Here is a 21,214-nt window from a genome sequence, read left to right as displayed (position 1 = left end):
TGAGTCCGGGGTAAAGGAGTGTGAAGTTAATGAAAGAAGAGCTGGATTATTCTCGTGGCGCGAAACCTTTATACGCCCAGCTATACGATATTCTGCTGGAGAGGTTGAAAACCGGCACCTACAAAAAAAATGATGTGCTGCCGACTGAGGCAGAGTTTGAAGAGCTGTTTGGCGTCAGCCGGATTACCGCGCGCCGTGCGCTGGCCGAACTGGTCGCGAAAGGGCTGGTAAAGCGCCAGGCGGGCATCGGTACGATGGTTATCAGTACCTCTGAGAAACAGGGGGTGAAAACCCGTATTCGGTTAGTGGATGGGCAACAGCAGCACCCCATTTCACGTAATAACCTGAAGCTGGAGCGACTCCTGCCACCGGAGCCGATCGCTCGTGAGTTTGGACTGGATGCTGAAACCCTGCTCTATCGGTTGACCAGGACTATCTTCCGGCAAAATGAGCTGCCTGCGCAGGTGAACTATATCTGGCTCACGCCGCGCCTGGGGGATTTGACGCTGGAGGCATTTGACGGCGGCTTGTACAGCATGCTGGAGGAAAATAACGAAAATATTGAAAGCTTTCAGGACATTATTACCGCGGAGCTTCCCACGGAAAGCGATGTCCAAATTCTGCAAATCAGCGCGTCAGAGCCGCTGCTGGTCAAAACCCGTAAAGGATATAACGAACGCGGCGAGCTGGTGGAGTTTGGTATCGCTAAACATGTTGCCAGCTGCTATCAGTATATTGTTGAGAACAGCCGATGAAATGGATAAGCCAGGGGAAGGCGCCTGACTATCGTTTTTCGCTGGCGAATGAGCGTACGTTTTTGGCCTGGATTCGTACCGCGCTGGCGTTTATGGCCACGGCTATTGGTGTCGATCAACTCGCGATAAACTTCGCCTCTTCTGATATCCGTGAACTGCTGGTGAGCGTATTAAGCCTCACGGCGGCGGTTCTCGCCTTGTACGCTTATCGTCGCTGGTCGGGTAACGAGCGTGCTATGCGTAAAGGTGCTGATTTAGCCTATCCCAAAGTACTGGTCTGGCTCAGCGGTGGGTTGGCGGTAACCATATTGCTTACCCAGGCAATATTACTTCTGCTATGACGATAAGGCGCCGCCCCCGCGATCCGGGTCTCCAGCCGGAGCGAACGGCTCTCTCCTGGCAAAGAACGGCATTTTGCGTATTGATCCTCGCGCTGGCCGCGAGCCGCGGTGGTTTTTCCCGCGGAGATGTGCTGGTCGCAGGCCTTGGGAGTCTCGCCACCGGGCTGGCCCTGGGGCTGGTTGTTATCTCGTATTACCGGCAGAAAAAAACGGTAATGGATGAGGAATTAACGACGCGTTCTTCGGTTCAGATTAAACGCCTGCTGAGTCTTATCCTGAGCCTGATCGCGCTTTCTCTGGTACTCCCGATATTTCTCAGATTGCAATAACAAGGATTTTTCTGACATGGCGATAACCGGCTGTCACGTGATGGCGAAGCCCACGGGCTCGGTATGTAATATCGATTGCGCTTACTGTTTTTATCTTGAGAAAGAAGCCCTTTACCCTGAGCGTAATACGAACTGGCGTATGTCCGATGAGACGCTGGAAAACTACATTCGTCAGCATATTGAAGCCCAGTCTGGTGATTCGGTTACGTTTGCCTGGCAGGGCGGAGAACCGACGATGATGGGGCTACCGTTTTTTTATCGCGTCATCGAACTGTGTAAAAAGTATGCCGGTGGAAAGACAATAACGCACGCATTGCAGACCAACGGAATGCTGCTGGATGAAGCATGGGCCCGATTTTTTGCCGGGCATCGCTTTTTGGTGGGGCTGTCGATAGATGGCCCTGCGCAGTTGCACGATCGGTATCGTGTTAACCGCGCAGGAAAGGGAACTCACGAAAGGGTGATGGCGGCGATGTCACTGCTAAAGGCACATCATGTTGAATTCAATACCTTAACAGTCGTCGGTAAACATAACGTGGAGCATGCCCGTGAGGTCTATGAATTCCTGCTAGCCGCAGGTTCCCGTTACATGCAATTCATACCCCTGGTAGAACGTCTTAGCAGTGATACATCGTCGTCGCTGCAGCTGGTATTGCCCGGCGAAAGTGCCGCAAAACTTGCTCCCTGGACGGTACCTTCATGGCAGTTTGGTGATTTCCTGCGTCAGATTTTCGATGTGTGGGTGCGGCGGGATGTTGACCGTGTCTCGGTACAGATGTTTGATGTCGCGCTGGCTGCCTGGACCGGCCAACCGCCTGTACTATGCGTTCATTCCGCAACCTGCGGACACGCCTTTGCGTTAGAAGCAAACGGCGATCTCTATAACTGCGATCACTATGTCTACCCGGAATATAAGCTCGGAAATATTCATCAAAAAAGCATCCATGAGCTTAATCATAGCGAACGGGCGATCGCTTTTGGCGAAGCGAAGGAAACAACTTTAACGACGGATTGTCGTCGCTGCGAATTCCGGCCGGTTTGCCATGGAGGCTGCCCGAAACATCGCTTTGCCGTGTCGCCGGGTGGTCATCCGGGCCACAACTATCTGTGCGCCGGCTATAAGCATTTTTTCAAATACATCACGCCTTACATGAATGTCTGGCAGCAGCTTCTGGAAAACGGTTACCCGCCGTCAGCGATCATGCAGTGGCTGGCAAAAGAGGAACCGCAGACTGTAGCGGCTGCGCGTCGAAATGACCCCTGCCCGTGCGGAAGTGGGCAAAAGTATAAAAAATGCTGTGGGGCATAGCATGAGTGCTTTCGGCAAATTCGGCGTTCAGCCTGCTGAGTTCCACCGCCTGGGCTACGCTTAGCAACACCATGTAAGCACAGATATTTCCGGGGGAATGATGAGCAGGCTCGATGATCAACAGCGGTCTTTATGTTTTGCAATTAATCTGGGGAACCCGGTTCTCGCGACGTTGCTGCCGGATAGCACCCCAGGAGGCATCACCGCCGAGCTAGCCAAAAAGCTGGCTGCTGAGTACGGCTGCGAGGCGCGGTTTAGGACCTGGCCGACGGCAGGAAAAGTAGTGGATGCGGCCTTCGAGGAGCAGTGGGATATCGCTTTTCTGGCCATAGACCCCGCTCGTGAAGACAAACTGTGCATCACTCCGCCCTATATCACGATTGAAAGCTCATTGCTGGTCAGAAACGACAGCGATATTCACTCTGTCCATGAGGTGGACAAACCAGGGATGACGATTAACGTCGGAAAAGGCGCTGCCTATGAGCTGTATCTGATTCGAACCTTGCGACATGCGACGATGCAACAGTACGCGACCTCTCAGGAGGCAATCCGCGCGTTTATCGACGGAGAAGGGGAGATGGTCGCCGGTATTCGTCAGCCGCTTGCCAGCGTGGCGCAGGACGATCCCCGGTTCCGTTTACTGCCTGATAGCTTCAGCCAGATACAGCAGGCGATTTGCGTTCCCCGAAACAGGCTACAGCACTATGAGTTTGTCTGTGGCTGCCTGGCCGCATGGATGAGTGATGGAACGATTGCCGATATGATTAGTCGCCATATCGGCAATCGATAGCGGCTTACGTGCGCTTTCCACCATACTGGGCGAACCACGCCAGCATACGCTGCCAGCCGTCTTTGGCCGACTCTTCATGGTAGCTGGCGCGATAATCGGCGTTAAAGGCGTGATCGGCTTGCGGGTAGACGATGATCTCCGCTTTGGCATTGGCGGCGCGTAGCGCCTGGCGCATCGTTTCCACCGTATCCTGTGGAATGCTGGCGTCTTTGCCGCCGTACAGCCCCAGAACCGGGGCATTAAGATCAACGGCAATATCCACCGGATATTTCGCCGAGTTCAGGGTTTTCTGCCCGACCAGCTTCCCGTACCAGGCAACAGCAGCTTTCAGCTGCGGGTTATGTGCGGCATAAAGCCACGTAATACGGCCCCCCCAGCAAAAGCCGGTGATCAGCAGACGATGGGCATCACCTCCGTGACGTGCTGCCCAGCTGGCGACATGGTCAAGATCTGCCAATACCTGAGCATCCGGCACTTTGCTGACCAGCTCCTGGAACAGGGTGGGGATATCGGTATAGTCATTCGGATCGCCCTGACGGAAGTAGAGCTCTGGGGCAATAGCCAGATATCCCTCCTGCGCCAGGCGACGGCAAATGTCGCGGATATGTTCATGGACGCCGAAAATTTCCTGCACAACGATAACGACCGGGAGCGGGCCATCGGCGTTTTTTGGACGAGCGTGATACGCCGGCATGTTCTCCCCCTGAGTGGGGATCGACGTTTCGCCGGTGATAATGCTTTCCTCCGAGGTATGAACGGCGGTAGAAGCGTGGGGCGTGGCTGCAGGCGCAAAGCCAGGTTGCTTAGTTGTGGTCATGGTATTCTCCGTACCCTTATTTTTTATTAGCGCATCGATAACTATAGACGCTATCGACCGGACGTTAACAAAGCACAGTGCCTGAAACAGGCTATCTTTTGTTCAGGCACGGTGAATATAACTTGTTAATGTGATGTTTATCACTTTTTGATGGAAAATCATTGCAATGTTTTTCATTCATGGTGATTGTCATCACAAAATGAAGTCGATGGCTTCTGTAAAGTACCGTTTTGCTTCTGCTGATAATTCGACCCACAGAGGAGTTTTTTTATGTCTAAGTCTGATGTTTTTCATCTCGGCCTCACCAAAAACGATTTACAAGGGGCTACGCTGGCTATCGTCCCTGGCGATCCGGAGCGTGTGGAAAAGATCGCCGCGCTGATGGATAAGCCGGTCAAGCTGGCATCGCATCGCGAATTTACCTCCTGGCGTGCCGAACTGGATGGCAAGTCGGTCATTGTCTGCTCGACCGGTATCGGCGGCCCGTCAACGTCCATTGCCGTTGAAGAACTGGCGCAGCTGGGAATTCGAACTTTCCTGCGTATTGGCACCACCGGTGCTATCCAGCCGCACATCAATGTTGGTGACGTGCTGGTCACCACCGCATCCGTACGCCTCGACGGCGCAAGCCTGCATTTTGCGCCGATGGAATATCCGGCCGTGGCTGACTTTGCCTGCACCACCGCGCTGGTGGAAGCGGCAAAATCGATCGGGGCGACTACCCATATCGGCGTGACCGCATCATCTGACACCTTCTACCCGGGCCAGGAACGCTATGACACCTTCTCCGGTCGCGTAGTCAGCCGTTTTAAAGGCTCCATGGAAGAGTGGCAGTCAATGGGCGTCATGAACTATGAGATGGAATCTGCGACGTTGCTGACCATGTGCGCCAGCCAGGGCCTGCGCGCCGGGATGGTTGCCGGGGTTATCGTCAACCGTACCCAGCAGGAAATTCCAAACGCGGAAACCATGAAGCAAACCGAAAGCCACGCGGTAAAAATCGTTGTGGAAGCCGCTCGTCGCCTGCTGTAGTTTCCCCGTCTTTCGACCCAGGGCCGGATCTTCCGGCCTTTTTTTTTGCGCTGCGCCTCGCAGGAAAACTCTTTTAAACTGGACGTTTGTACAGCACAATTCTATTTTTGTGCCGTAAGTTGTTGCCACAGGGGGTGTTGTGGATATCTCGATTATTATTAGTGCTGTTGTGGCGTTGGCCGTGGGGCTAATCGTGGGCTGGCTGGCGACTAAAGCTCATGCCGACCAAATCCGTGCCGATCTTATCGAAGAGCGCCGTGAACTGGATATCGAACTCAGCGCCGCGCGCCAGCAGCTGGTGCAGGAAGCCCACTGGCGTGATGAATGCGAACTGCTGAATAATGAGCTCCGCAGCCTGCGTGATATCAACACCTCTCTGGAGGCCGATCTCCGCGAAGTCACCACCCGCCTTGAATCTACCCGGATCCACGCGGAGGATAAAATCCGCCAGATGGTGAACAGCGAACAGCGCCTGAGCGAACAGTTTGAAAACCTGGCAAACCGTATTTTCGAACACAGCAACCGACGTGTTGATGAACAGAACCGACAGAGCTTACATGGCCTGCTGACCCCACTGCGTGAACAGCTGGACGGTTTCCGCCGTCAGGTGCAGGACAGCTTTGGCCAGGAGGCGCGCGAGCGGCACACGCTGGCTCATGAGATTCGCAACTTGCAGCAGTTGAATGCCCAGATGGCACAGGAGGCACTGAATCTGACCCGAGCGCTGAAAGGGGATAACAAAACTCAGGGTAACTGGGGCGAAGTGGTGTTAACCCGTGTGCTGGAGGCCTCCGGTTTGCGCGAAGGGTATGAATATCAAACCCAGGTCAGTATCGAAACGGAAGGCCGTTCGCGCATGCAGCCTGATGTGATCGTCCGCTTGCCGCAGGGGAAGGATGTGGTCATTGATGCCAAAATGACGCTGGTTGCCTATGAACGCTATTTTAATGCAGACGATGACTACACCCGCGAGGCGGCACTGCAGGAGCATATCGCCTCGGTGCGTAACCATATCCGCCTGCTTGGTCGCAAGGATTATCAGCAGTTGCCAGGTCTGCGTTCGCTCGACTATGTTCTGATGTTTATTCCCGTGGAGCCGGCGTTCCTGCTGGCCATAGACCGCCAGCCTGAGCTTATCAGCGAGGCGCTGAAGAATAACATCATGCTGGTCAGCCCGACGACGCTGCTGGTGGCGCTGCGAACGATTGCCAACCTCTGGCGCTATGAACATCAAAGCCGCAATGCGCAGAAAATCGCCGAGCGTGCGGGCCGCCTGTACGACAAAATGCGCTTGTTTGTTGATGATATGTCTGCCATCGGGCAGAGCCTGGACAAGGCACAGGATAACTATCGTCAGGCAATGAAAAAGCTTGCCTCTGGACGCGGGAACCTGCTGGTGCAGGCCGAAGCATTCCGCGGTCTTGGTGTTGAAGTGAAGCGCGGGATTAATCCTGATTTAGTCGATCAGGCGATGGCGCAGGATGACGAATATCGTTCTGAAGAAGACGAAAACGCGCTGGAAGATAACGAATTTATGCCCGATTTGGCGCGCGATGAGATGGCCGATGAGCCGTCTCCGCCGCGTTGAACCGTATGGGAAATGCGCTGAATCTGTTACACTCGGCGAACATTTTCTTGATAAGCAGGCATTGAGATGGTTGAGGATTCACAAGAAACGACGCACTTTGGTTTTCAGACGGTAGCCAAAGAGCAGAAGGCGGACATGGTGGCACATGTATTCCATTCTGTGGCCGCAAAATATGATGTTATGAATGATCTGATGTCGTTCGGTATTCATCGTTTGTGGAAGCGTTTCACCATCGATTGCAGCGGCGTACGCCGTGGACAGACCGTTCTGGACCTGGCCGGTGGCACCGGTGACCTGACGGCGAAGTTCTCTCGTCTGGTTGGTGAAACGGGTCGCGTCATGCTCGCCGATATTAACGACTCAATGCTGAAAATGGGGCGTGAAAAGCTGCGCAACATCGGCATCGTCGGCAACGTTGAATACGTTCAGGCTAACGCGGAAGCGCTGCCGTTTGCCGATAACACTTTTGACTGCATCACCATTTCGTTTGGCCTGCGTAACGTTACCGATAAAGAAAAAGCGCTGCGTTCAATGTATCGCGTCCTGAAGCCGGGCGGGCGTCTGCTGGTTCTGGAATTCTCGAAACCGATCATTGAGCCGCTCAGCAAAGCCTATGACGCCTACTCTTTCCACATTCTGCCGCGCGTGGGGGAACTGGTTGCCAAAGACGGTGAAAGCTATCGCTATCTGGCGGAATCTATCCGTATGCATCCGAATCAGGACACCCTGAAGGCCATGATGCAGGATGCCGGTTTTGAAAGCGTCGACTACTACAACCTGACGGCTGGTATCGTTGCGTTGCACCGCGGTTATAAGTTCTGACAGGAGGGATCGTATGCCTTTCAAACCACTGGTTACCGCTGGCATTGAAACCGCCCTCAATACCTTTCTCTGGCGTGACAAAGCGTTAAAACCTGCTCGCCAACGTCTGCTGGGGAAAGTACTGCGCGTCGAACTCAAGGAGCTATCGGCGCCGGTTGTGCTGATCTTTAGCGAGCGTCAGGTGGATGTGCTGGGTGCCTGGGAAGGCGATGCCGACTGTACCGTCATTACCCGCCTCAGCGTATTGCCACAGCTGCGCAATCGTCAACAGCTCACGGCGCTTATTCGCAGCGGTGAGCTGGAGGTGCAGGGCGATCTGCAGGTTGTGCAAAATACGGTGGCGCTCTGCGACCTGGCGGAATTCGACCCGGCTGAACTGCTGGCGCCTTATACCGGCGATATCGTTGCGGAAGGGCTCAGTAAAGTCTTTCGTTCCGGCACTCGCTTCCTGCTGAACGGCGCTCAGCGCCAGCAGCGCTATGTCGCTGAGGCACTGACCGAAGAGTGGCGTATGGCGCCAGGGCCGCTGGAAATGGCCTGGTTCGGAGAAGAGACTGCCGCCGTAGAACGTACGCTTGTCGCACTGGAAAAACGGCTGGAAACGCTGGAGGGCAAATGACGCCAGGAGAATTACGGCGCCTGTATCTTATTATCCGCACCTTTTTGAGCTATGGGCTTGATGAGCTCATTCCCAAAATGCGTATCACGCTGCCGCTGCGTATCTGGCGACGGATGCTGTTCTGGATGCCAAATCGCCATAAAGACCAACCTCTTGGCGAACGCCTGCGTCTTGCGCTACAGGAGCTTGGGCCGGTATGGATCAAGTTCGGTCAGATGCTTTCCACCCGGCGCGATCTGTTCCCTCCGCAAATTGCCGATCAGCTCGCACTGCTGCAGGATCGCGTGGCCCCCTTTGATGGCCAACTGGCGAAACAGCAGATCGAACAGGCGATGGGGGGCCTTCCCGTAGAAGCATGGTTTGACGATTTCTCGATTGAACCGCTAGCGTCGGCCTCGATTGCCCAGGTTCACACCGCGCGCCTGAAAGAGAACGGTAAAGAGATCGTGATTAAAGTTATCCGCCCGGACATCGTGCCGGTCATTAAAGCGGATATGAAACTTATCTACCGCCTTGCGCGCTGGGTTCCGCGTTTGCTGCCCGACGGCCGCCGCCTGCGTCCACAGGAGGTAGTCCGCGAATACGAAAAAACGCTGCTGGATGAGCTCAACCTGCTGCGCGAATCGGCTAACGCCATTCAACTGCGCCGCAACTTTGAAGACAGCCCGATGCTATATGTACCTGAGGTCTATTCCGATTACTGTAGCGAAAGCATGATGGTGATGGAGCGGATTTACGGCATCCCGGTTTCGGACGTTGAAGCGCTGGAGGCGCAGGGCACAAACATGCAGCTGCTGGCTGAACGTGGTGTCCAGGTCTTTTTCACCCAGGTATTTCGCGACAGCTTCTTTCATGCGGATATGCACCCGGGCAATATTTTTGTCAGCTACAACCATCCGGAGGATCCCCAGTACATCGGGATTGACTGCGGCATTGTGGGGTCGCTGAACAAAGAAGATAAGCGCTATCTGGCGGAAAACTTCATCGCTTTCTTCAACCGCGACTATCGCAAGGTTGCCGAACTGCACGTGGATTCTGGCTGGGTGCCAGCGGATACGAATGTTGAGGAGTTCGAGTTTGCCATTCGTACCGTTTGTGAGCCTATCTTCGAGAAGCCGCTGGCTGAAATCTCGTTTGGTCATGTTCTTCTGAACCTGTTCAACACCGCCCGGCGTTTCAACATGGAAGTTCAGCCGCAGCTGGTATTGCTGCAGAAGACATTACTTTACGTAGAAGGTGTAGGCCGCCAGCTCTATCCTCAGTTAGACTTGTGGAAAACGGCGAAGCCTTTCCTTGAGTCGTGGATTAAAGATCAGGTTGGCATTCCGGCGCTGGTGCGTGCGTTTAAAGAAAAAGCGCCGTTCTGGATCGAAAGAATGCCGGAAATCCCTGAACTGGTGTACCAGACTTTGCAGCAGAGCAAACAGCTGCAAACCAGCGTGGATACCATCGTGCGTGACTTCCAGGTGCGACATGTTCGCCAGGGGCAGTCCCGCTATCTGTTTGGTATAGGTGCGGTTCTGTTACTGAGTGGTACGCTGTTATTCATCCACCGCCCGGAATGGGGCATGATGCCAGGCTGGCTGATGGCCGCTGGCGCGGTGTCCTGGCTGATTGGCTGGCGGAAAACGCACTGAAGGGAAGCGCCTTTATCACAGCGCATTCGTTTTTGCGCGAAGTCATGCGAGTGACCTGACAAAGAGGCGGCTCGCGGGATGACGTGTATAATGCGTCCTAATAATTCATCATCTGTCATAGGGGAACGTGTATGGGTGGTATCAGTATTTGGCAGTTATTAATTGTTGTCGTCATTGTAGTTCTGCTTTTCGGGACGAAAAAGCTGAGCTCGCTGGGGTCAGATTTGGGTGCATCGATCAAAGGCTTTAAGAAAGCCATGAGCGATGATGAAAAACCTGAAAAATCCGCTCCGGATGCAGATTTCACGGCGAAATCGATCGCCGATAAGCCGGATGAAGCGAAAAAAGACGAAACAAAACGCCACGACAAAGAGCAGGTGTAATTCGTGTTCGATATCGGTTTTAGTGAATTACTGCTGGTGTTCGTTATTGGCCTCATTGTGCTGGGGCCACAGCGACTGCCTGTAGCGGTAAAAACGGTGGCCAGCTGGATTCGTACGTTACGATCGCTGGCGGCTACCGTACAAAATGAGATCACTCAGGAACTAAAACTGCAGGAGTTCCAGGAAAGCCTGAAGAAAGTGGAAAAGGCGAGCCTGGATAACCTGACGCCGGAACTAAAAGCGTCAATGGATGAGCTGCGTGAAGCCGCTGAATCCATGAAGCGCTCTTATACCGCCCAGGATCCTGAGAAAGTCAGCGACGAAGCCAACACGATTCATAACCCGGTGGTGAAGGGCAGTGAAGCGCAGCGCCAGGACATTACGCCTGCGACGGCTGAACATCAGGCCAGTGCGCCCGTACATGCGCCGGAAGAGAGTGTTGTTGAAGTGCACCCCGCTACGCAGCCGGATCCTCTCCCGGTAGCCAAAGAAAAAGTGGCTGTAACCGCTTCCGATTCCTCCCCTGTATCGAGTGATAAACCGTAAAAATGGGCGTAGAAGATACTCAACCGCTAATTTCGCATTTGATTGAGCTGCGTAAGCGCCTGATCAATAGCATCATCGCGATCCTGGTGATTTTTCTGGCGTTGGTGTATTTCGCCAACGACATCTATCAGCTGGTTTCTGCACCGCTTATCCGGCAGATGCCGGTGGGCGCAACGATGATCGCCACCGACGTGGCTTCTCCTTTCTTTACACCGATCAAACTGACCTTTATGGTCTCAGTGATTCTGTCGGTGCCGGTGATTCTTTACCAGGTCTGGGCATTTGTTGCTCCGGCGCTGTATAAGCATGAGCGTCGACTGGTGATGCCACTGCTGGTCTCCAGTACGCTGCTGTTCTATATCGGTATGGCGTTTGCTTACTTTGTCGTTTTTCCGCTGGCGTTTGGTTTCCTGACGCACGCGGCGCCGGAAGGTGTGCAGGTTTCCACCGATATCCGCAGCTATCTCGATTTTGTCATGGCGCTGTTTATCGCCTTTGGCGTCTCGTTTGAAGTGCCGGTTGCGATAGTGCTGCTGTGCTGGATGGGCGTCACGACCCCGGAAGACCTGCGTAAGAAACGGCCATACGTTCTGGTGGGTGCATTTGTCGTTGGTATGCTGCTGACGCCGCCGGATGTTTTCTCGCAAACGCTGCTGGCGATTCCGATGTACTGCTTGTTTGAGATCGGGGTCTTCTTTGCACGTTTCTATACCGGGAAACGACTGACGCGTGACGAAGATGCCGCCGCTGAAGAAGCGGGGAGCAAAGAAGAGTAACTAACCGCCCGCCAGGGCGGTTGTCATATTGGAGAAGCGATGTTTGATATCGGTGTCAATCTGACTAGCCCACAGTTTTCCCGCGATCGCGATGAAGTCGTAGCCCGGGCTCAGGCGGTGGGCGTGACCGGCATGCTGCTCACCGGAACTAACCTGCATGAAAGCGAGCAGGCCCGACAGATGGCCCTCCGCTATACACGCTGCTGGTCAACCGCTGGCGTACATCCACACGACGCCAGCAGCTGGACGGCATCGGTTGCGGACGCTATCTGTCAGTTGGCGCGCCAGCCGGAGGTGGTTGCAATCGGTGAATGTGGGCTCGACTTCAACCGCAACTTTTCAACCCCGCAAGAGCAAGAGGCCGCCTTCAGCGCGCAGCTGGCTCTGGCCGCTGAGCTTTCTCTGCCGGTCTTTTTGCACTGCCGCGATGCCCATGAACGTTTTCTGGCGCTACTCATCCCCTGGCTGGATAAGCTGCCTGGGGCGGTGCTGCACTGCTTTACCGGAAGTCGCGACGAAATGCTCGCCTGTGTGAAGCACGGTTTGTTTATCGGTGTTACCGGCTGGGTGTGCGATGAGCGGCGAGGGCTTGAGCTGCGCGAACTGCTGCCGGATATCCCGGCAGACCGTCTGCTGATTGAAACGGATGCCCCGTATTTGTTGCCTCGTGACCTTAGCCCGAAACCCGCTTCCCGTCGTAACGAACCTGCACACCTGCCGCATATTCTGACGAGTATTGCGGGATGGCGCGGGGAAGAGGCTCTGCGGCTGGAAGAGATTACCGACACGAATGTCAGAACACTCTTTGGCATCCGTTTTTAAGCGTATCGTCAGATTTTCTGGAAGTCGGTATTTTTGACGCTTTGCAGTACCTGCTTGTTAAGCAGATTCAGCAGTAGCATAGAACGAGCTTCACCATCCGGCTCGCTAAAGATAGCCTGCAGGCCTTCAAATGCGCCATCGGTAATCAATACGAAGTCGCCTTCGTGTGGCGTTTCCGGGTCGGTGATGCCTTCTGGTTTATAGATGGATAGCTGGTGAATAACCGCGGACGGCACCGTAGCCGGCTGGGCACCAAAGCGAACGAAGCTGTTCACGCCGCGTGTGGCGCTGATGGTGGTGGTATGGATAATTTCCGGGTCAAACTCGACAAACAGGTAATTCGGGAACAAGGGTTCACTGACCGTAGTGCGTTTGCCGCGGACGATTTTTTCCAGTGCGATCGTCGGCATCAGGCAATTGACTGCCTGCCGTTCGAGGTGTTCCTGGGCGCGCTGAAGCTGCCCACGTTTGCAATACAGTAAATACCAGGCTTGCATAATAACTCTTTCCACTCTATTAGCCGCAAGCATAACAAAAGCCTGGTGCGATCGCGAAAGCCAATATAAGTGAAATCAAAAATTCTATGTTCTTTCACGCTAATTTAACAAAAGTACAGCATGGCGCCGGCGAACACCGTATAATCAGCCGCCTGTATAGAGGTCAATAATAACTCCATGAAATACCACGATCTACGCGACTTTCTGACATTACTGGAGCAGCAGGGTGAACTGAAAAGAATATCCCTGCCGGTCGATCCGCACCTTGAGATCACCGAAATTGCCGATCGCACTTTGCGTGCCGGCGGCCCGGCCCTGCTTTTTGAAAATCCCAAAGGCTACACCATGCCGGTGTTGTGCAATCTGTTTGGCACGCCGCGCCGCGTTGCCATGGGGATGGGGCAGGAGGATGTCAGCTCGCTGCGTGAAGTGGGCAAGCTACTGGCTTTCCTGAAAGAGCCGGAACCGCCGAAAGGCTTTCGCGACCTGTTCGATAAGCTGCCGCAGTTCAAGCAGGTATTGAATATGCCGACGAAGCGCCTGCGTGGGGCGCCCTGCCAGCAAAAAATTATTGAAGGCGACAACGTTGACCTGACGCGCATCCCGATCATGACCTGCTGGCCGGAAGATGCCGCTCCGCTGATAACCTGGGGGCTGACGGTCACCCGCGGTCCGCATAAAGAGCGACAGAATCTGGGCATCTATCGTCAGCAGCTGATTGGCAAGAATAAGCTGATCATGCGCTGGCTCTCCCATCGCGGCGGCGCACTCGATTTTCAGGAATGGTGTGCGGCTCACCCAGGTGAGCGCTTCCCGGTCTCCGTGGCGTTGGGCGCTGACCCCGCGACGATTCTTGGCGCGGTCACACCGGTTCCCGACACGCTTTCAGAATATGCGTTTGCCGGCCTGCTGCGCGGCACCAAAACCGAAGTGGTCAAGTGCATTTCCAACGACCTTGAAGTGCCGGCTAGCGCGGAAATTGTGCTGGAAGGGTATATCGATCCGGGTGAAATGGCGCCGGAAGGCCCGTATGGCGATCATACCGGCTACTACAATGAAGTCGATAGCTTCCCGGTCTTTACGGTCACGCATATTACCCAGCGTGAAGATGCGATTTATCATTCAACGTATACCGGGCGTCCGCCTGATGAACCTGCGGTGCTGGGTGTTGCACTGAATGAAGTCTTCGTGCCGATTCTGCAAAAGCAGTTCCCTGAAATTGTTGATTTCTACCTGCCGCCGGAAGGCTGTTCTTATCGTCTGGCCGTGGTCACGATGAAGAAACAGTACGCCGGCCATGCGAAACGCGTCATGATGGGAGTCTGGTCGTTCCTGCGCCAGTTTATGTACACTAAATTCGTGATCGTCTGCGATGATGACGTCAATGCACGCGACTGGAACGATGTGATCTGGGCGATTACTACCCGTATGGACCCGGCTCGTGATACGGTACTGGTAGAAAATACGCCAATCGATTATCTGGATTTTGCCTCACCGGTTTCCGGTTTGGGTTCAAAAATGGGGCTGGATGCCACAAATAAATGGCCTGGCGAAACCCAGCGTGAATGGGGTCGCCCAATCAAGAAAGATCCTGAGGTGACGGCGCGCATCGACGCTATCTGGGATGAGCTGGCTATCTTTAAATAACAGTAAGCGGGGCTAACGCCGCTGTTTTGACCCGACAGAGGGGACGCATGACAACCTTAAGCTGTAAAGTGACCTCGGTGGAGGCGATTACCGATACCGTGTATCGCGTTCGATTAGTGCCGGAAGCGGCGTTTTCTTTCCGCGCTGGTCAATATTTGATGGTGGTAATGGATGAGCGTGACAAGCGTCCGTTCTCTATGGCTTCCACACCGGCGGAGCAGGAATGTATTGAACTGCATATCGGAGCCTCTGAGCTGAACCTGTATGCGATGGCGGTGATGGATCGCATTCTGAAAGAGCGTGAGATTGAGGTTGATATTCCGCATGGTGAGGCCTGGCTGCGCGAAGACGAAGATCGTCCGCTTATTCTTATCGCCGGAGGCACCGGGTTCTCCTATGTGCGTTCCATTCTGTTAACGGCGCTGGCTCGTAATCCAAATCGCGATATCGCCGTGTATTGGGGCGGTCGCGAAGCGAAGCACCTCTACGATCTGGCAGAGCTGGAAGCGTTGAGCGTGGAACACCCTGGCCTGCGTGTTGAACCGGTCGTTGAGCAGCCGGAAGAAGACTGGCGCGGTCGTTCTGGCACAGTGCTGACTGCGGTGCTACAGGATTATGGCACCCTGGCTGAGCATGATATTTATATTGCCGGTCGTTTCGAGATGGCCAAAATTGCTCGTGAATTGTTCTGCAGTGAGCGTAGCGCCCGCGAAGATCGCCTGTTCGGCGATGCGTTTGCCTTTATCTGATTCGTCTCCCCCTCTTCTTAAGGGAGAGGGCGGATGATGGCAGAAATAAAAAACCCGCCCCTGACAGGCGGGAAAAACGGCAACTAAACTCTTCCCCACCCGCCTTTACGCTGCCTCTTAGTTGGCTGCCCTTGCGTACCCCGGTCACATAGTTATCTATGCTCCCGAGGATGTGCTCAGTTGCCGCCGCGATACAGTGCAAATGCGTGAGGGGATATCTTTCCGATTAAATCCGCTCAAATACCGTCGCAATCCCCTGACCCAGTCCGATACACATGGTAGCCAGACCGAACTGTGCGTCTTTGCGCTCCATCTGGTTAATCAATGTGGTGCTGATACGCGCGCCCGAGCAGCCCAGCGGGTGACCCAGAGCGATCGCACCACCGTTAAGGTTGATCTTCTCGTCAATCTGCTCCATCAGACCAAGATCCTTAATACACGGCAGGATCTGCGCGGCAAACGCTTCATTCATTTCAAAAACGTCGATATCGCTGGCAGCAAGCCCGGCTTTTTTCAGCGCCAGCTTTGACGCCGGTACCGGGCCATAGCCCATAATCGATGGGTCACAGCCGACTACTGCCATTGAACGTACGCGGGCGCGGGGCTTTAGCCCCAGCTCACGCGCACGGCTTTCGCTCATTAATAACATCGCGGCGGCGCCGTCGGAGAGTGCAGATGAGGTTCCCGCCGTGACGGTACCCGTCACCGGGTCGAATGCGGGCCTTAATGCTGCCAGGGCTTCCACGGTGGTTTCCGGGCGGATCACTTCGTCGTAATTAAATGACTTCAGCACGCCGTCGGCGTCATGGCCTCCCGTCGGGATAATTTCGGCTTTAAACGCACCGGACTGCGTAGCTGCCCATGCGCGAGCGTGGGAGCGGGCGGCGAATTGATCCTGCATTTCCCGGCTGATACCGTGCAAACGCGCCAGCATTTCGGCCGTCAGCCCCATCATACCGGCCGCTTTCGCCACGTTCCGGCTCATGCCAGGGTGAAAATCGACGCCGTGGCTCATCGGGACGTGACCCATATGCTCCACGCCGCCAATCAGGCAGACGCTGGCGTCGCCGGTCATGATCATTCGTGCCGCATCGTGGAGTGCCTGCATCGATGAACCGCACAGGCGGTTGACCGTCGTGGCCGGTACCGAATGTGGGATCTCGGCCAGCAGCGCGGCGTTACGTGCAATGTTGAAACCTTGCTCCAGCGTTTGCTGCACACAGCCCCAGTAGATATCGTCAATCGCTGCCGGGTCGAGCGCCGGGTTACGCGAAAGCAGGCTACGCATCAGGTGCGCGGAGAGGTCTTCCGCGCGCACGTGGCGAAAGGCGCCGCCCTTCGAACGGCCCATCGGGGTACGAACTGCATCAACAATGACAACCTGTTCCATTGTGACTCCTTAAGCCGTTTTCAGAATACCTGCCGGGCGGGCGGGTTCTACCGGAGGATAATAGGGTTCGTTATGGCGTGCTTTATCGCGCAGACCTTCCGGCACGTCATATAGCGGACCGAGGTGCTGATATTGCTGCGCCATATCGAGATATTTTGCGCTGCCCTGGGTATCCAGCCAGCGGAATGCGCCGCCGTGGAACGGAGGGAAGCCAAGACCATAAACCAGCGCCATATCCGCTTCGGCCGGGCTGGCGATAATACCCTCTTCCAGGCAGCGAACCACTTCGTTGACCATCGGAATCATCATCCGGGCGATAATCTCATCGTCGCTGAAGTCACGCTTCGGCTGGCTGACTTCGGCCAGCAGCGCGTCAACGGCCGGATCTTCTTCTTTCTTAGGTTTGCCTTTACTGTCTTCTGTATAACGCCAGAAGCCGAGACCATTTTTCTGGCCAAAACGACGGGCGTCGAACAGTGCATCAATCGCATCGCGATAGTCTTTTTGCATGCGCAGCGGGAAACCGGCGGCCATAACTGCCTGTGCGTGATGCGCGGTATCGATGCCGACAACGTCGAGGAGGTATGCCGGACCCATCGGCCAGCCGAACAGTTTCTCCATCACCTTATCGACCTTGCGGAAGTCCGCGCCGTCGCGGAGCAGCTGGCTGAATCCTGCAAAGTAAGGGAACAGCACGCGGTTAACGAAGAAGCCGGGGCAGTCATTGACCACGATCGGTGTTTTGCCCATTTTGCTGGCCCAGGCCACAACTTTCGCGATGGTATTATCCGAGGTTTTTTCGCCGCGAATGACTTCTACCAGCGGCATACGATGCACCGGGTTAAAGAAGTGCATGCCGCAGAAGTTTTCCGGTCGCAACAGGACGCTTGCCAGCTCACCGATCGGAATCGTTGAGGTGTTGGAAGCCAGGACCGTATCCGGGCGCACTTTCTCTTCAGTTTCAGCCAGTACGGCCTTCTTCACTTTCGGGTTTTCGACGACGGCCTCGACCACCACATCTACGCGCTCAAAGCCGGTATAATCGAGGGTCGGGTGAATCGTGCCGATGACGCCAGCCAGCTTCAGGCCATCGATCTTGCCACGTTCAAGCTGCTTGTTGAGCAGTTTGGCGGCTTCGTTCATGCCGAGCGTCAGCGATTTGTCGTTGATATCCTTCATGATAACCGGTACGCCTTTCCAGGCTGACTGGTAAGCGATGCCGCCGCCCATGATCCCGGCCCCCAGCACAGCGGCCTGTTTCGGGGTCTCAACGTTTTTGGTTAGCTTCTTCGCTTTGGCTTTGACGTACTGGTCGTTGAGGAAAATACCTACCAGCGCACGGGCTTCTTTCGTGTGCGCCAGTGGAACAAAGCTTTGGTTTTCCAGGTTCAGAGCAGCTTCACGGCCTGATCCAGCGGCAGCTTCGATTGTTTTTACCGCCGTCATCGGTGCCGGATAGTGTTTTCCAGCGGTCTGAGCAACCATGCCTTTGGCGATAGTGAAGCTCATTGCCGCTTCAATTTTACTGAGTTTCAGGGGCTCCAGTTTCGGCTGACGCTTCGCTTTCCAGTCCAGGTCGCCGTTAATTGCCTGACGCAGAATAGCCAGAGCGCCGTCACGTAGCTTCTCTGGCTTGACAATGCCGTCGACGAGGCCGATTTTCAGCGCCTGTTCGGCGCTGACGTCTTTTCCTGCAGCGATAATTTCCAGCGCGCTATCGGCGCCAAGCAGGCGCGGCATTCGCACTGAGCCACCGAAGCCTGGCATGATACCCAGTTTGGTCTCCGGCAGGCCGATGCGCAGGTCCGGCGTGGCCAGGCGGTAGTCCGTCGCCAGGACGCACTCGCAGCCGCCGCCCAGCGCGTAACCGTTCACCGCTGAAATGGTCGGTACCGGTAAATCTTCCAGACGGTTAAACACGCTGTTGGCAAAATGGAGCCATTGACTGAGCTGCTCCTGCGGAACCAGGAACAAGGACAGAAATTCGGTAATATCGGCACCAACAATAAAGGCCGCTTTTTCAGATCGCAGCAGCAGCCCCTTCAAATCTTTCTGTTTTTCGAGCACGTCCAGCGCATCACCGAGGCTGGCTACGGTTGCGGTATCGAGCTTGTTAACCGAGCCGGGGGCATCGAACACCAGTTCGGCAATGCCATCTTCCAGCCAGTCGAGGTACAGGTTGTCGCCTTTGTAGAGCATGTCAGTCTCCTGAATCCAGCAATATGATCTGGTCATACCAGATGAAGCGGAGTGTGGTATTTATGTTAAAGAATTGCAAATGAGTCTTTAAATAAATGCTGGTCTGATCACACCTGGCGGAAATCACCCTGCCTGGGGGCAATGTGCTAAGATGCGGGGAATCACGATCCAATAAAAGCAAAGGATGAAAGATGGAATCACTAGCCGCGCTCTATAAAAATCATATCGTTACCCTACAAGAACGTACCCGTGATGCTTTAGCTCGTTTCAATCTCGATGCGTTGCTGATTCACTCCGGTGAGCTGGTCAATGTCTTCCTGGACGATCATCCGTACCCGTTTAAGGTCAACCCGCAATTTAAATCCTGGGTCCCGGTAACGCAGGTACCAAACTGCTGGCTGCTGGTTGATGGCGTAAACAAGCCGAAGCTGTGGTTCTATCTGCCGGTTGATTACTGGCATAACGTTGAACCGCTGCCGACCTCATTCTGGACAGAGGATGTTGAAGTGATCGCGCTGCCGAAAGCCGATGGTATTGGCAGCCAACTGCCGGCAGCACGCGGCAACATTGCCTATATTGGACCGGTGCCAGAGCGGGCGCTCGGTTTAGAGATCGCCGCCGACAACATCAACCCGAAAGGGGTGATTGATTACCTGCATTACTATCGTTCGTATAAAACAGACTATGAACTGGCCTGCATGCGCGAAGCGCAGAAATCGGCAGTTAACGGTCATCGCGCCGCCCATGAAGCATTTCTCTCCGGGATGAGCGAATTCGATATCAACCAGGCATATCTGACGGCCACCGGCCATCGCGATACCGATGTCCCTTACAGCAATATTGTGGCGCTTAACGAGCATGCATCTGTGCTGCACTACACCAAACTGGATCACCGTGCGCCGGCAGAAGCGCGCAGCTTCTTGCTGGATGCAGGGGCCGAATATAACGGCTACGCGGCCGATCTGACGCGTACCTGGGCGGCACATGGCGACAATGACTTTGCGCATCTGATTAAAGACGTTAATGATGAGCAGCTGGCTCTTATTAGCACGATGAAGGCCGGTACTAGCTATGTGGATTACCATATCCAGTTCCACCAACGTATCGCCAAACTGCTGCGTAAGCACCAGATCGTGACCAATATGAGCGAAGATACGATGGTCGAAAACAACCTGACCGGGCCGTTTATGCCGCACGGTATTGGTCATCCGCTGGGCCTGCAGGTCCATGATGTGGCCGGTTTTATGCAGGATGATACCGGTACTCATCTGGCTGCACCGTCGAAGTATCCGTATCTGCGCTGCACGCGTATTCTGCAGCCGCGTATGGTGCTGACGATTGAGCCGGGTATCTACTTTATTGAATCTCTGCTGGCGCCGTGGCGTGAAGGGCAGTTCAGCAAACACTTCAACTGGCAGAAAATTGAAGCCTTGAAGCCGTTTGGTGGCATCCGCATCGAAGATAACGTCGTGATCCACGAAAATAGTGTTGAAAATATGACGCGTGATCTGAAACTGGCGTAATGGACAGTTGGTTGATACCGGCGGCGCCGGTGACCTTCGTTGAAGAGATCAAAAAAAGCCGTTTTATCACGCTGTTGGCGCATACGGATGGCGTGGTAGCGGCAAAGGCGTTTGTTGAGTCCGTGAGGGCGGAACACCCGGATGCCCGTCACCACTGTGTGGCGTGGGTGGCCGGGCCACCCAATGACTCTCAGCAGTTGGGTTTTTCTGACGATGGCGAACCGGCGGGGACGGCGGGTAAACCTATGCTGGCGCAGCTGATGGGTAGCGGCGTCGGCGAGATAACGGCCGTTGTGGTTCGCTACTATGGCGGCATTTTGCTCGGTACCGGTGGTCTGGTTAAAGCGTATGGCGGCGGTGTACATCAGGCGCTTGCCCAGCTGACAACGCAGCGCAAGACGCCGCTGACCGCGTATACTTTGCAGTGTGAATACGGGCAGCTAGCCGGGATTGAAATGCTGTTGGCTCAGTTCTCCGGAAAAATTGTCGAAAGCGACTATCAGGCCTTCGTCCTGCTTCGTGTGGCGCTTCCGCAGGCTGAAGTGGCGTCTTTTTCGACAAAACTGGCTGATTTTAGTCGTGGTTCGTTGCAATTACTGAAGATTGACGAATAATCCCCACCTGATTTTTTGCATATCAAAGG

The 21,214-nt window shown here is 54.7% G+C and carries 22 protein-coding genes; 18 read left to right on the top strand and 4 right to left on the bottom strand.

Annotated elements, in window-relative coordinates; translation table 11 throughout:
* The first annotated feature begins 29 nt into the window (after positions 1 to 29).
* The 5 genes from ACMYSK_RS18300 to ACMYSK_RS18280 all read left to right on the top strand — a co-directional run bounded on the left by ACMYSK_RS18300 (position 30) and on the right by ACMYSK_RS18280 (position 3,524).
* Positions 30 to 755 carry a GntR family transcriptional regulator gene (locus ACMYSK_RS18300; RefSeq protein WP_434637556.1) on the top strand — a complete coding sequence of 242 codons (726 nt, stop codon included), beginning with the start codon at positions 30 to 32 and terminating at the stop codon, positions 753 to 755.
* On the top strand, positions 752 to 1,096 hold the full coding sequence (locus ACMYSK_RS18295; RefSeq protein ID WP_434637554.1) for a YidH family protein: 345 nt from the start codon (positions 752 to 754) through the stop codon (positions 1,094 to 1,096). The genes ACMYSK_RS18300 and ACMYSK_RS18295 overlap by 4 nt, the downstream gene beginning before the upstream one ends.
* Entirely contained in the window at positions 1,093 to 1,425 is a 333-nt protein-coding gene (locus ACMYSK_RS18290; protein WP_434637552.1) for a DUF202 domain-containing protein, read from the top strand. The genes ACMYSK_RS18295 and ACMYSK_RS18290 overlap by 4 nt, the downstream gene beginning before the upstream one ends.
* Positions 1,426 to 1,441: 16 nt before the next feature.
* Positions 1,442 to 2,734 carry an anaerobic sulfatase maturase gene (locus tag ACMYSK_RS18285; protein ID WP_434637550.1) on the top strand — a complete coding sequence of 431 codons (1,293 nt, stop codon included), beginning with the start codon at positions 1,442 to 1,444 and terminating at the stop codon, positions 2,732 to 2,734.
* Positions 2,735 to 2,834: 100 nt separating this feature from the next.
* Entirely contained in the window at positions 2,835 to 3,524 is a 690-nt protein-coding gene (locus ACMYSK_RS18280; protein ID WP_434637548.1) for a transporter substrate-binding domain-containing protein, read from the top strand.
* Positions 3,525 to 3,528: 4 nt separating this feature from the next.
* On the opposite strand, the gene ACMYSK_RS18275 is transcribed toward ACMYSK_RS18280, so the two are convergent.
* Positions 3,529 to 4,341: a dienelactone hydrolase family protein gene (locus ACMYSK_RS18275; protein WP_434637546.1), complete on the bottom strand. Its 813-nt coding sequence runs from the start codon at positions 4,339 to 4,341 to the stop codon at positions 3,529 to 3,531.
* A 270-nt stretch (positions 4,342 to 4,611) separates the two neighbouring features.
* On the opposite strand from ACMYSK_RS18275, the gene udp reads away from it, so the two are divergent.
* The 9 genes from udp (at position 4,612) to tatD (ending at position 12,566) form a co-directional block, all read left to right on the top strand.
* Positions 4,612 to 5,373: a uridine phosphorylase gene (gene udp, locus ACMYSK_RS18270; RefSeq protein WP_004869655.1), complete on the top strand. Its 762-nt coding sequence runs from the start codon at positions 4,612 to 4,614 to the stop codon at positions 5,371 to 5,373.
* Positions 5,374 to 5,512: 139 nt separating this feature from the next.
* Positions 5,513 to 6,961 (top strand): DNA recombination protein RmuC, encoded by a 1,449-nt coding sequence (gene rmuC / locus ACMYSK_RS18265; protein WP_434637544.1) that lies wholly within the window; start codon positions 5,513 to 5,515, stop codon positions 6,959 to 6,961.
* A gap of 66 nt (positions 6,962 to 7,027) precedes the next feature.
* Positions 7,028 to 7,783: a bifunctional demethylmenaquinone methyltransferase/2-methoxy-6-polyprenyl-1,4-benzoquinol methylase UbiE gene (gene ubiE, locus ACMYSK_RS18260; protein WP_434637542.1), complete on the top strand. Its 756-nt coding sequence runs from the start codon at positions 7,028 to 7,030 to the stop codon at positions 7,781 to 7,783.
* Positions 7,784 to 7,796: 13 nt separating this feature from the next.
* A complete protein-coding gene (ubiJ, locus tag ACMYSK_RS18255) occupies positions 7,797 to 8,402 on the top strand; it encodes a ubiquinone biosynthesis protein UbiJ (protein ID WP_434637540.1) in 606 nt (201 codons plus the stop codon).
* The gene (gene ubiB, locus ACMYSK_RS18250) at positions 8,399 to 10,039 is read left to right on the top strand and encodes a ubiquinone biosynthesis regulatory protein kinase UbiB (protein WP_434637538.1); all 1,641 of its coding nucleotides are present in this window, start codon (positions 8,399 to 8,401) and stop codon (positions 10,037 to 10,039) included. The genes ubiJ and ubiB overlap by 4 nt, the downstream gene beginning before the upstream one ends.
* Positions 10,040 to 10,170: 131 nt before the next feature.
* Entirely contained in the window at positions 10,171 to 10,422 is a 252-nt protein-coding gene (gene tatA, locus ACMYSK_RS18245; RefSeq protein WP_434637536.1) for a Sec-independent protein translocase subunit TatA, read from the top strand.
* Positions 10,423 to 10,425: 3 nt separating this feature from the next.
* Positions 10,426 to 10,968, top strand: a complete 543-nt coding sequence (gene tatB, locus ACMYSK_RS18240; protein ID WP_434637534.1) for a Sec-independent protein translocase protein TatB — start codon at positions 10,426 to 10,428, stop codon at positions 10,966 to 10,968.
* Between the two features lie 2 nt (positions 10,969 to 10,970).
* Positions 10,971 to 11,744 (top strand): Sec-independent protein translocase subunit TatC, encoded by a 774-nt coding sequence (gene tatC / locus ACMYSK_RS18235; protein WP_004869672.1) that lies wholly within the window; start codon positions 10,971 to 10,973, stop codon positions 11,742 to 11,744.
* A 27-nt stretch (positions 11,745 to 11,771) separates the two neighbouring features.
* Positions 11,772 to 12,566: a 3'-5' ssDNA/RNA exonuclease TatD gene (gene tatD / locus ACMYSK_RS18230; RefSeq protein WP_434644193.1), complete on the top strand. Its 795-nt coding sequence runs from the start codon at positions 11,772 to 11,774 to the stop codon at positions 12,564 to 12,566.
* A gap of 8 nt (positions 12,567 to 12,574) precedes the next feature.
* On the opposite strand, the gene rfaH is transcribed toward tatD, so the two are convergent.
* Positions 12,575 to 13,063 (bottom strand): transcription/translation regulatory transformer protein RfaH, encoded by a 489-nt coding sequence (gene rfaH, locus ACMYSK_RS18225; protein ID WP_434637531.1) that lies wholly within the window; start codon positions 13,061 to 13,063, stop codon positions 12,575 to 12,577.
* A gap of 177 nt (positions 13,064 to 13,240) precedes the next feature.
* Between rfaH and ubiD the strand changes: the two genes are divergently transcribed.
* Positions 13,241 to 14,710 carry a 4-hydroxy-3-polyprenylbenzoate decarboxylase gene (gene ubiD, locus ACMYSK_RS18220; RefSeq protein ID WP_434637529.1) on the top strand — a complete coding sequence of 490 codons (1,470 nt, stop codon included), beginning with the start codon at positions 13,241 to 13,243 and terminating at the stop codon, positions 14,708 to 14,710.
* A 47-nt stretch (positions 14,711 to 14,757) separates the two neighbouring features.
* Positions 14,758 to 15,459 carry an NAD(P)H-flavin reductase gene (fre, locus tag ACMYSK_RS18215; protein WP_434637527.1) on the top strand — a complete coding sequence of 234 codons (702 nt, stop codon included), beginning with the start codon at positions 14,758 to 14,760 and terminating at the stop codon, positions 15,457 to 15,459.
* A gap of 226 nt (positions 15,460 to 15,685) precedes the next feature.
* On the opposite strand, the gene fadA is transcribed toward fre, so the two are convergent.
* On the bottom strand, positions 15,686 to 16,849 hold the full coding sequence (gene fadA / locus ACMYSK_RS18210; protein ID WP_434637525.1) for an acetyl-CoA C-acyltransferase FadA: 1,164 nt from the start codon (positions 16,847 to 16,849) through the stop codon (positions 15,686 to 15,688).
* Between the two features lie 9 nt (positions 16,850 to 16,858).
* Complete coding sequence (gene fadB / locus ACMYSK_RS18205; RefSeq protein ID WP_434637523.1) at positions 16,859 to 19,048, bottom strand: fatty acid oxidation complex subunit alpha FadB; 2,190 nt, start codon at positions 19,046 to 19,048, stop codon at positions 16,859 to 16,861.
* 191 nt (positions 19,049 to 19,239) lie between these two features.
* Between fadB and pepQ the strand changes: the two genes are divergently transcribed.
* Entirely contained in the window at positions 19,240 to 20,571 is a 1,332-nt protein-coding gene (gene pepQ, locus ACMYSK_RS18200) for a Xaa-Pro dipeptidase (RefSeq protein ID WP_434637521.1), read from the top strand.
* The gene (locus ACMYSK_RS18195; protein WP_434637519.1) at positions 20,571 to 21,185 is read left to right on the top strand and encodes an IMPACT family protein; all 615 of its coding nucleotides are present in this window, start codon (positions 20,571 to 20,573) and stop codon (positions 21,183 to 21,185) included. Before pepQ ends, ACMYSK_RS18195 begins: the two co-directional genes overlap by 1 nt.
* The last annotated feature ends 29 nt before the right edge of the window (positions 21,186 to 21,214 follow it).

This window comes from Klebsiella sp. I138 (genome assembly GCF_051131765.1).
Taxonomy (GTDB): Bacteria; Pseudomonadota; Gammaproteobacteria; order Enterobacterales; family Enterobacteriaceae; genus Klebsiella.
The sequence above is the reverse complement of the archived record's forward strand: the minus strand, read 5'-3'. Positions and strand labels throughout refer to the sequence as shown.

Excerpts from the sequence above, each read along its gene's own strand:
- ACMYSK_RS18300 (WP_434637556.1), top strand. The coding sequence starts at position 30 with ATGAAAGAAGAGCTGGATTATTCTCGTGGCGCGAAACCTTTATACGCC.
- ACMYSK_RS18295 (WP_434637554.1), top strand. The coding sequence starts at position 752 with ATGAAATGGATAAGCCAGGGGAAGGCGCCTGACTATCGTTTTTCGCTG.
- ACMYSK_RS18290 (WP_434637552.1), top strand. The coding sequence starts at position 1,093 with ATGACGATAAGGCGCCGCCCCCGCGATCCGGGTCTCCAGCCGGAGCGA.
- ACMYSK_RS18285 (WP_434637550.1), top strand. The coding sequence starts at position 1,442 with ATGGCGATAACCGGCTGTCACGTGATGGCGAAGCCCACGGGCTCGGTA.
- ACMYSK_RS18280 (WP_434637548.1), top strand. The coding sequence starts at position 2,835 with ATGAGCAGGCTCGATGATCAACAGCGGTCTTTATGTTTTGCAATTAAT.
- ACMYSK_RS18275 (WP_434637546.1), bottom strand. The coding sequence starts at position 4,341 with ATGACCACAACTAAGCAACCTGGCTTTGCGCCTGCAGCCACGCCCCAC.
- udp (WP_004869655.1), top strand. The coding sequence starts at position 4,612 with ATGTCTAAGTCTGATGTTTTTCATCTCGGCCTCACCAAAAACGATTTA.
- ubiE (WP_434637542.1), top strand. The coding sequence starts at position 7,028 with ATGGTTGAGGATTCACAAGAAACGACGCACTTTGGTTTTCAGACGGTA.
- ubiJ (WP_434637540.1), top strand. The coding sequence starts at position 7,797 with ATGCCTTTCAAACCACTGGTTACCGCTGGCATTGAAACCGCCCTCAAT.
- ubiB (WP_434637538.1), top strand. The coding sequence starts at position 8,399 with ATGACGCCAGGAGAATTACGGCGCCTGTATCTTATTATCCGCACCTTT.
- tatA (WP_434637536.1), top strand. The coding sequence starts at position 10,171 with ATGGGTGGTATCAGTATTTGGCAGTTATTAATTGTTGTCGTCATTGTA.
- tatC (WP_004869672.1), top strand. The coding sequence starts at position 10,971 with ATGGGCGTAGAAGATACTCAACCGCTAATTTCGCATTTGATTGAGCTG.
- rfaH (WP_434637531.1), bottom strand. The coding sequence starts at position 13,063 with ATGCAAGCCTGGTATTTACTGTATTGCAAACGTGGGCAGCTTCAGCGC.
- ubiD (WP_434637529.1), top strand. The coding sequence starts at position 13,241 with ATGAAATACCACGATCTACGCGACTTTCTGACATTACTGGAGCAGCAG.
- fre (WP_434637527.1), top strand. The coding sequence starts at position 14,758 with ATGACAACCTTAAGCTGTAAAGTGACCTCGGTGGAGGCGATTACCGAT.
- fadA (WP_434637525.1), bottom strand. The coding sequence starts at position 16,849 with ATGGAACAGGTTGTCATTGTTGATGCAGTTCGTACCCCGATGGGCCGT.
- fadB (WP_434637523.1), bottom strand. The coding sequence starts at position 19,048 with ATGCTCTACAAAGGCGACAACCTGTACCTCGACTGGCTGGAAGATGGC.
- pepQ (WP_434637521.1), top strand. The coding sequence starts at position 19,240 with ATGGAATCACTAGCCGCGCTCTATAAAAATCATATCGTTACCCTACAA.
- ACMYSK_RS18195 (WP_434637519.1), top strand. The coding sequence starts at position 20,571 with ATGGACAGTTGGTTGATACCGGCGGCGCCGGTGACCTTCGTTGAAGAG.